An 8,609-nucleotide genomic window follows, 5' to 3' on the forward strand; every position below is an offset into this window, starting at 1 on the left:
CGGGCAGCGTTTACCTAAAAGCCAACCGCCATCGCTTCCGGCGAAAGCATATCCTTCAGGCCTTCGCGCACCAGCAGCTCCGGGCTGATTTCCGCGATAGATTTCGCCCCCGTCAGCGTCATGGCTACGCGCATTTCTTTATCAATTAAGTTCAGTAAATTGGCAACGCCCGCCTGGCCGTGAGTCGCCAGCGCGTACAGATATGCGCGGCCCAGCAGGCACGCGTCAGCCCCTAATGCAATCATGCGCACCACGTCGAGCCCGTTGCGAATTCCGCTGTCGGCAAGAATCGCGATATCGCCTTTCACCGCGTCGGCAATGGCCGGCAGGGCGCGGCATGAGGAGAGTACGCCGTCGAGCTGGCGGCCGCCATGGTTGGAAACCACGATCCCGTCAGCGCCGAAACGCACGGCATCTTTGGCGTCCTGCGGATCGAGGATGCCTTTGATAATCATCGGGCCATCCCAGAACTCACGGATCCACTCCAGATCGCTCCAGGAAATTGATGGATCAAAGTTATTTGCCAGCCAGCCGATGTAATCTTCAAGCCCGGTGGGTTTGCCCAGATAAGCTGAGATATTACCCAGATCGTGCGGGCGGCCGTTCAGGCCCACATCCCACGCCCAGTGTGGATGCGTTACCGCCTGCCAGTAGCGGCGCAGGGCTGCATGTTGCCCGCTCATGCCCGAATGGGCATCGCGATAACGCGCCCCAGGGGTGGGCATATCGACGGTAAACACCAGGGTTGAGCAACCCGCGGCTTTGGCGCGTTCCAGCGCATTGCGCATAAAGCCGCGGTCTTTTAAAACGTAAAGCTGGAACCACATCGGGCGGTCAATCGCTGGCGCAACCTCTTCAATCGGGCAGACCGAAACCGTAGACAGCGTAAAAGGAATGCCTTTCGCCGCGGCAGCTTTAGCCGCCTGAACTTCACCGCGCCGGGCATACATGCCGCACAGCCCAACCGGCGCCAGCGCAACCGGCATCGACAGCGTTTCGTTAAACAGTTTGGTTTCAAGGCTCAGCGCCGACATGTTTTTCAACACGCGCTGTTTTAGCGCCACCTGCGCCAGGTCATCAACGTTGCGGTGCAGGGTATGTTCGGCATAGGCGCCACCATCAATATAATGGAACAGGAAGGGCGGCAGAATGCGCTGCGCGGCGGCACGGTAGTCAGTTGCAGCAGAAATAATCATCGATTTGGGTCCCTTATTACGTGGCTATCTTCATCGGGCAGACGGGTGATTCGCGCCTGTCGGGCTTCATCTTCATGCAGGGTTTTAATCGTGGTAAGGACGAACCCGAGATGTGTTTTCGCCGCAAGGCGTGCGCGCTCCGGGTCGCCTGCCAGAATGGCCTGCAACAGTTCGCTATGTTGTTCGGTGAGTCCGGCAAAAATCGCTGGAACGGTGTACATGCGCTGGCGGCTGTGCATCACCGAGGATTGCAGCAGGTCGAAAAAGCCGCGCATCGTCTGGAGCAACACGATGTTGTGCGAGGCCTCGGCAATCGCCAGGTGAAAGCGCACGTCGGCCTGGGCTGCCAGATCCGGGTCGTCGCTCTCTTTGAATTTCACGGTGGCGTCAAAGCAGGCTATCAGTTTCTCTTTGTCCGCGGGGGTAGCACGCTGCGCGGCATACCAGGCGGTGCAGGCTTCTATTGCGTGGCGCGCTTCTAAAATGTCGTAGCGGTAGTTCGGATCGTCTTCCACCAGCGTTTTCAGCGGCTGCACGATACGTTGTTCTGACCACGCCTGAACTTCGTAGCGCACAAAGGTGCCGCCGCCGCGTCGGCTAATCAGAACGCCCGCGCTAATCAGTTTTTGAATCGCTTCGCGAATGGATGAGCGCGATACGCCCATCTGCGCGGCAAGCTGGCGTTCGGCGGGCAACCGCATGCCCGCCTCCAGTTTAGATTCGCTAATCAGTGCTTTTAGGCGCTCGACCAGGTGGTCAGCCAGGCGCGGTTGCGTTGTCATCAAGGGATCATCCAGGTTAAGACATAGGCCTGAAGCGTGGTAATGATGCCGACCATGCAGGTAAAAATCAGGCTGTGTTTGACGGTGAAACGGAACAGATCCGACTCTCTACCCACCAGGCCTACCGCCGCACAGGCGATGGCGATAGACTGCGGTGAAATCATCTTGCCGGTTACGCCACCGGTAGTGTTGGCGGCAACCAGCAGCAGGTCGGATACGCCAATCTGTTGCGCGGTCGTGGCCTGTAAGGCGGCGAACAAGGCGTTAGATGAGGTGTCAGAACCGGTCAGGAATACCCCCAGCCAGCCCAGGAATGGCGAGAAGAAGGTAAACGCGTGGCCGGTATGGGCCAGCGCCAGTGCCAGCGTTGCCGAAAGGCCGGAATAGTTAGAGATAAACGCAAAGGCCAGCACCATGCCGATGGAGTAAATCGGCAGCGCCAGCTCTTTGAGCGTTTCCCCGAAGGTTTCAATAGCCGCTTTCGGTTTCATGCGCAGATAAACGATGGCGATCAGCGCGGCCACCAGAATCGCGGTGCCGGTGGCGGAGAACCAGTCAAATTTATACACCGCCGCGTAGGCCATGCTTTCCGCCACCACCGGCGGCATTTTCGCGACCATTTTGTCGAGGAACGGCACGGAGACATTCAATACCCAGTCAGCCATAGCGCCGCCCGGTGCGAACAGCGCTTTAAACGGTGGAATACTCCACAGCGTTACGGTGGCGGTAAGGAAGATAAACGGCATCCAGGCGCGAACCACCTGGCCTGCGGTGTAGTTTTGGCGTGCCAGCGTCTGGTCGGTGACGGATGCCCCGACATCGCCAAAGCGGAAGATACGCACCGGCTTCCAGACGCGCAGAAATGCAGTTAAGCAGACCAGCGAAACCAGCGAAGAGATAATGTCCGGCAGCTCCGGCCCTAAGAAGTTGGAGCTGAGGTACTGGGCGATGGCAAACGAACCGCCAGCGACGATGACCGCAGGCCACGTCTCTTTAATCCCGCGCCAGCCGTCCATGATCGCCATAATCCAGAACAGCACGATCATCGTCAGGAAGGGGAGCTGGCGGCCAACCATTTGCCCGATTTCAAAACTGTCCAGCCCGGTCACCTGGCCTGCAACAATAATCGGAATGCCCATTGCGCCAAAGGCGACAGGGGCAGTGTTCACAATCAGGCACAAACCGGCGGCGTAGAGCGGGTTAAAACCCAGGCCAACCAGCAGCGCGGCAGTAATCGCAACCGGTGCGCCGAATCCGGCGGCCCCTTCCAGAAACGCGCCAAACGAGAAACCGACAATCAGCATTTGCAGGCGTTGGTCCGGCGTGATGGAAAGAATCGACGAGCGGATAATGTCGAACTGCCCGGTTTTGACCGAGATTTTGTAGACGAAAACGGCGGCGATAATAATCCACGCAATCGGCCACAGGCCGTAGAAGAACCCGTACACCACCGACGACAGCGCCCGGTCAATTGGCATGCGGTAAAACAGCAGCGCCACCAGCAGCGCCAGGCCAACGGTAATCGTGGCGGCGGTGTAGCCTTTCATGCGCAGTTTTATCAGCGCAAAGAAGAAGAAAATAATCGGAATGGCGGCGATGAGACTTGATAGCCAAATATTACCTGCGGGATCGTAGACTTGTTGCCAGACTTGCATGCAGGACTCTCCAGAACGTGACGTGCTTATTATTTTTAACCTGATTGGTAGGACCAATGCGGCAATGTAGGGTATCTGATACGTAATGGTTAATCTTTTGTTAATCATTGGCAATGATTGTGTTGTGCATTTTGTCAGTAAGCGTGAAGTGGTCACGTTTTGGAAGAGATTGGTAGGACCAATATTTGAAGAGAACCCTCACCGATAAGGAGAGGGTTAGGGGAAGGGAACTACGAAACCTGTAATTTCAATGTGCTCTTGCGCCAGCGCACGGCATCCGCAGCAATAAACAGCAGCAGGCTGGCGCCCATGACCGGCAGGCAATAGCCAAACAGCGCTGCGATAATCAACACGGCTGTGCGCCAGATACCCGGCAAAGCATGCCATGCTTCACTCAGCGTTTGAGCTGGGCTTGCTGCAGAACTCGCCGGGCGTTTCAGCCACCACATCCGGTAGCCGAGAATAATCATCGCGCACAGGCCAAAACCGAAAGCCGCCAGTAATATCTGATTTGGCAGCCCGAACAGCACGCCCATATGCGCATCAATTCCCCAGCGCGTCAGTTTGGCAATCAGTGGGAAATCGGCGAAAAACGTTCTGTCGATGACTTTAAAACTGTGGGGATCGACCGCTGCGCTATCGACATGCGTTGGCCAGGCGCGGTCAATTTCAGTCACTGTCCAGGCTTTATTCATGGCGCGGGCAGGGCGGATCTCTACTTTGTTCGACTCGATTCCTGAAGCACGTGCGGCTGCGAGAACCCGATCCCACATTTGGTCATCTACTGCAGGCATCGCCATGCCGGGCATCATCGTATGATGTTCAGCGTGCGGGTCCTTGAGAGAAGGCTCGTTCCCTGGCGTGAGTGTGGTATTCACCTGCGGTGTCATCCAGCCCAGCGAACTGCGCATTTTGTCGATATTGCCACCTGCCCACTGCGACCAGGTCAGGCCGGTTACCGAGAAAAACAGCAGGCCGAGTAGCAAGGCTGCGCCCAGCGTGATGTGCCAGTGTCGCGCTTTCTTCTGCGGCGTTTTTCTTACTTTCAGCTTTCTTTTTGGGCGTGAGGTAAGCCACAGCACTATCCCGCCAAGCGCCGCAATCCACAGCCATGAGGCAGCAAGTTCGCTGTAAAGCCGACCAGCATTACCCAGTAGTAAACTGCGATGGAATTGATCGATCCAGGTCCGCAGAGGCAGCACGCCGCTGGTGCCATATACCGTCATGTCGCCCTGAATGGCGAGCGTAGCAGGGGCAACAAAAATGGCCCTGGATTCGGATTCGCCTAAACCTGCTTCGACAAACTGCACTCGCGTGGTATCGCCGGGTTTTGGTGCCGGGCGTACCGCATAAATGCGGGCATCTTCGCCGATATAGTGGCGGGCGGCCGCTATTTGCCGGGCAAGCGGCTGCTGCGGGCCAATCTCCTGGGTACGCAGCGCTTGATGATAAAGCGCACTCTCGAGCTGCGGCGTCAGTACATACAATGCGCCGCTCAGGGAGGCGATAAAAATAAACGGGCCGACAAACAGGCCAATATAGAAATGGAGGCGACGCAAAAGCGTCAGCAGCGCGCCACGGCAGGCAGGCTGAGATAGATTCGCAGACATGGTTGTCCTCTGTTTAAGTTATTGTTAAATAATGTTTTTTAACTTAACAGCACAACAGGCGGCGCACGTGGCAGCGCTTCGGCATCCACATGCTGAGGAAGAAGTGGGGCAATAACCGGGGGCGGTGGCGCGTGGTAAAGGCGCCCCATTAGCCAGATAAAAGGGATAAACAGCCAGATAATCAGGGGAATATGCAACAGCAGCTGGCAATACCCACAGGCGATCTCCTCCATCAAGGAGGCGCCCGTCGACGGTAATAAATGGGAGGATAAAGGCTTCTCCATGGTACCCATTTCCATCATCATACCAGCCGAATGGCTCATCATATGAGGTTCATCGCCCGTCGCTGCACGCTGATGCTCCAGTGATTTTGAAATCACCGGAGCGATAAAAAGCATCACCATCGCCAGTAAAGCGAGGGCGAAAGGCCATTTATGACGCGACAGGACGTAAAGTGACGGCAAGCGGCTATTTACCTGATACGGCTATTGTTGCGTGATTGTATATGAAGTGTGATGGTAAAAGGGAGTGTAAAGGTGGAAAACCCTCTCTTTTTACCGAGAGGGGCGAGAATCGTCAGGCTTTTAGCGTTGCCATATCAATGACAAAACGGTACTTCACATCGCTTTTCAGCATCCGTTCGTAGGCCTGATTGATATCCGGCATATCAATCATTTCTATGTCTGAAACAATCCCGTGTTCGCCGCAGAAATCCAGCATCTCTTGCGTCTCTTTAATGCCGCCGATACAGGAACCGGCAATCGAACGACGACCCAGGATCATCGGTAGCGTGCTGACCGGCGGCTCAATATTGCCCAGTAACCCGACATACACCAGCGTGCCATCAAGGGTGAGCGTTGGCAGATAGGGATTGATATCGTGATCATAAGGCACGGTATCGATAATCAGATCGAACTTATTGTGCACGGCTTTCATTTGCGCATCGTCGCTGGAAAGCACTATGTGGTGAGCGCCTAAGCGGCGGGCATCAGCCTCTTTACTGGCCGAACGGGTGAACAGTGTGACTTCCGCCCCCATCGCATGCGCCAGTTTTAACGCCATATGGCCCAGGCCGCCCAACCCAACTACCGCCACTTTGCTCCCTTTTCCCACCTTCCAGTGGCGCAGTGGTGACCAGGTGGTGATACCGGCGCACAGCAGAGGTGCCGCACCTTTCAGATCCATGCCTTCCGGCATTTTCAGCACAAAATCTTCCGAGGTCACAATCGCCTGTGAGTAGCCGCCGTAGGTGGGTAAACGATCGTGACGATCGATGCCGTTGTAAGTCTGGGTGCTGCCTTCTTCACAATACTGCTCAAGCCCGGTTTTACATGGGTGGCAGGCGCGACATGAGTCGACCATACAGCCAACCCCGGCGTAATCGCCCGGTTTGAATTTCTTCACGTTACTGCCCACGGAGGCGACACGGCCAACCACTTCATGCCCCGGCACCAGCGGATAGCGGCTAAAACCCCAGTCATTACGTGCCTGGTGGAGATCAGAGTGGCAAACGCCGCAGTACATCACTTCTATCACTACGTCATCAGGGCGCGGGGCGCGTCGCATAAATTCAAATGGAGCGAGGGGGACTTCAGCGGATTGCGCTGCATAACCGAGCACTTTCATCGTCATAGTTGTTCTCCGGATTGGGTCGCTACTTTTTGTACTGCTCGTCGCTGACGTGTTCCATCCATTCGACAGGACTGCCATTCAGTGATTCAGCAATCGCGATATGCGTCATCGCGTTGTCCGGCGTGGCGCCGTGCCAGTGCTTTACGCCTTCAGGTATCCAGACGATATCCCCCTGATTGATCTGACGTGTTTGTCCACCCCACTCCTGCAACCAGCCGTGACCATGGGTGATAATCAATGTCTGACCGAGAGGATGCGTATGCCAGGCGGTACGGGCACCGGGTTCGAAAGTGACGGTTGCACCGCCGGTACGGGCAGGGGGTGTGGTCTGGAAAGGTGCATCAATACGGACCCGACCCGTGAAGTAACTTTCCGGACCCGTTTGAGAAGGCTGCGATCCAGCCTGGATGATTTTCAATTTTTCTTCCATTTTTTCCTCCACTGCGGCATGCGCTGCCGGGATAACAGAAATAACACCAGTCAGAAGTATAGGTAACTGAGCGCAACTGATAGCAGGCTTGCGGATTTTTGAGCGCTTCCGCTTTGGCGCAAGGTGCAGAAGACCTATGTTAGCGCCTGTTATGGCGAGCTATATGCGTATCACTGCGGGAGAACACCCGTTGGATTCAGCGCGGCGACTCGTGCTGAAATCGATTCTCAAGGATGAGCCGATACTTATTAATCAGGTATACAGTCCAACACGACTTCTCACTTAAACCTTAGTAAGCGCCAGACCCTATTTTTAGTGATATTTTCAAGCTATTGTTATTGAATGATTTTTTATCAGAGGTTAAAAAAGGGTATAACCAGTAAAAAAACAGTTTTGATACTTTGAATCAGGACGTTATGTTTATATTGTTTCTGTTCACTGCCGTACAGGCAGCTTAGAAAAAAAATCGTCATAACGGGTTAGCACCACATAAGTTCACTGCCGTACAGGCAGCTTAGAAAGTGGTGAATTGCGTCAAATGTCATCTGACGGGGTTCACTGCCGTACAGGCAGCTTAGAAAAGAAATGCCTGAGCATCATCAGCCGAACGGATGTTCACTGCCGTACAGGCAGCTTAGAAATGTTCGGGTACGCCGGGACGGGTAAAACAACAGGTTCACTGCCGTACAGGCAGCTTAGAAAGGGCTGAACCAGTAATTCATTGTCTCTCCTGATGTTCACTGCCGTACAGGCAGCTTAGAAAACTTGCTCACCAATATCCGGCATCCAGTAATCGTTCACTGCCGTACAGGCAGCTTAGAAACGTCCAGAAAGGATAGGCGTCATGAGCCTTTGGTTCACTGCCGTACAGGCAGCTTAGAAAAACACGGCACTTGGGGCCACACCATATCCATTGTTCACTGCCGTACAGGCAGCTTAGAAAAGCATGCAAATGTGTGTCTCGACTCGTACGCTGTTCACTGCCGTACAGGCAGCTTAGAAATTATTGCGGTCGTTGCGCTCTGCCATCAATGCGTTCACTGCCGTACAGGCAGCTTAGAAACATCTGTGAGGCGATAAAGTTCGGGTTGGCTCGTTCACTGCCGTACAGGCAGCTTAGAAAACGTATGCGTTACCCGTGGTTCTATGTACAACAGTTCACTGCCGTACAGGCAGCTTAGAAATGTAGCGTAGATTAGTGTTCCTGCTGCAAGAGGTTCACTGCCGTACAGGCAGCTTAGAAAAGCCAGTTCAAAGTTAATGGTCTTGTTATTACGTTCACTGCCGTACAGGCAGCTTAGAAA

The 8,609-nt window shown here is 54.7% G+C and carries 7 protein-coding genes and 1 CRISPR repeat array; all 7 genes read right to left on the reverse strand.

Annotation, left to right across the window (positions count from 1 at the left end; all coding sequences use genetic code 11):
- Window positions 1-14: 14 nt before the first annotated feature.
- The gene (gene lldD, locus EHN07_RS05070; protein ID WP_124023104.1) at window positions 15-1,196 is read right to left on the reverse strand and encodes an FMN-dependent L-lactate dehydrogenase LldD; all 1,182 of its coding nucleotides are present in this window, start codon (window positions 1,194-1,196) and stop codon (window positions 15-17) included.
- Entirely contained in the window at window positions 1,193-1,978 is a 786-nt protein-coding gene (lldR, locus tag EHN07_RS05075; protein ID WP_124023105.1) for a transcriptional regulator LldR, read from the reverse strand. The genes lldD and lldR overlap by 4 nt, the downstream gene beginning before the upstream one ends.
- Window positions 1,978-3,633 (reverse strand): L-lactate permease, encoded by a 1,656-nt coding sequence (gene lldP, locus EHN07_RS05080; RefSeq protein ID WP_124023106.1) that lies wholly within the window; start codon window positions 3,631-3,633, stop codon window positions 1,978-1,980. Before lldP ends, lldR begins: the two co-directional genes overlap by 1 nt.
- Window positions 3,634-3,863: 230 nt before the next feature.
- The gene (locus EHN07_RS05085; RefSeq protein ID WP_124023107.1) at window positions 3,864-5,243 is read right to left on the reverse strand and encodes a PepSY-associated TM helix domain-containing protein; all 1,380 of its coding nucleotides are present in this window, start codon (window positions 5,241-5,243) and stop codon (window positions 3,864-3,866) included.
- 38 nt (window positions 5,244-5,281) lie between these two features.
- The gene (locus EHN07_RS05090; RefSeq protein ID WP_124023108.1) at window positions 5,282-5,707 is read right to left on the reverse strand and encodes a DUF2946 domain-containing protein; all 426 of its coding nucleotides are present in this window, start codon (window positions 5,705-5,707) and stop codon (window positions 5,282-5,284) included.
- Between the two features lie 112 nt (window positions 5,708-5,819).
- Entirely contained in the window at window positions 5,820-6,875 is a 1,056-nt protein-coding gene (locus tag EHN07_RS05095; protein WP_124023109.1) for an NAD(P)-dependent alcohol dehydrogenase, read from the reverse strand.
- Window positions 6,876-6,897: 22 nt separating this feature from the next.
- On the reverse strand, window positions 6,898-7,305 hold the full coding sequence (locus EHN07_RS05100) for a (R)-mandelonitrile lyase (protein WP_124023110.1): 408 nt from the start codon (window positions 7,303-7,305) through the stop codon (window positions 6,898-6,900).
- Between the two features lie 433 nt (window positions 7,306-7,738).
- A CRISPR array of direct repeats spans window positions 7,739-8,609; the repeat unit is 28 nt; unit sequence GTTCACTGCCGTACAGGCAGCTTAGAAA.

It is taken from the genome of Buttiauxella warmboldiae, assembly GCF_003818135.1.
In the GTDB taxonomy this organism is placed as follows: Bacteria; Pseudomonadota; Gammaproteobacteria; order Enterobacterales; family Enterobacteriaceae; genus Buttiauxella; species Buttiauxella warmboldiae.

Excerpts from the sequence above, each read along its gene's own strand:
- lldD (WP_124023104.1), bottom strand. The coding sequence starts at position 1,196 with ATGATTATTTCTGCTGCAACTGACTACCGTGCCGCCGCGCAGCGCATT.
- EHN07_RS05085 (WP_124023107.1), bottom strand. The coding sequence starts at position 5,243 with ATGTCTGCGAATCTATCTCAGCCTGCCTGCCGTGGCGCGCTGCTGACG.
- EHN07_RS05100 (WP_124023110.1), bottom strand. The coding sequence starts at position 7,305 with ATGGAAGAAAAATTGAAAATCATCCAGGCTGGATCGCAGCCTTCTCAA.
- lldP (WP_124023106.1), bottom strand. The coding sequence starts at position 3,633 with ATGCAAGTCTGGCAACAAGTCTACGATCCCGCAGGTAATATTTGGCTA.
- lldR (WP_124023105.1), bottom strand. The coding sequence starts at position 1,978 with ATGACAACGCAACCGCGCCTGGCTGACCACCTGGTCGAGCGCCTAAAA.
- EHN07_RS05095 (WP_124023109.1), bottom strand. The coding sequence starts at position 6,875 with ATGACGATGAAAGTGCTCGGTTATGCAGCGCAATCCGCTGAAGTCCCC.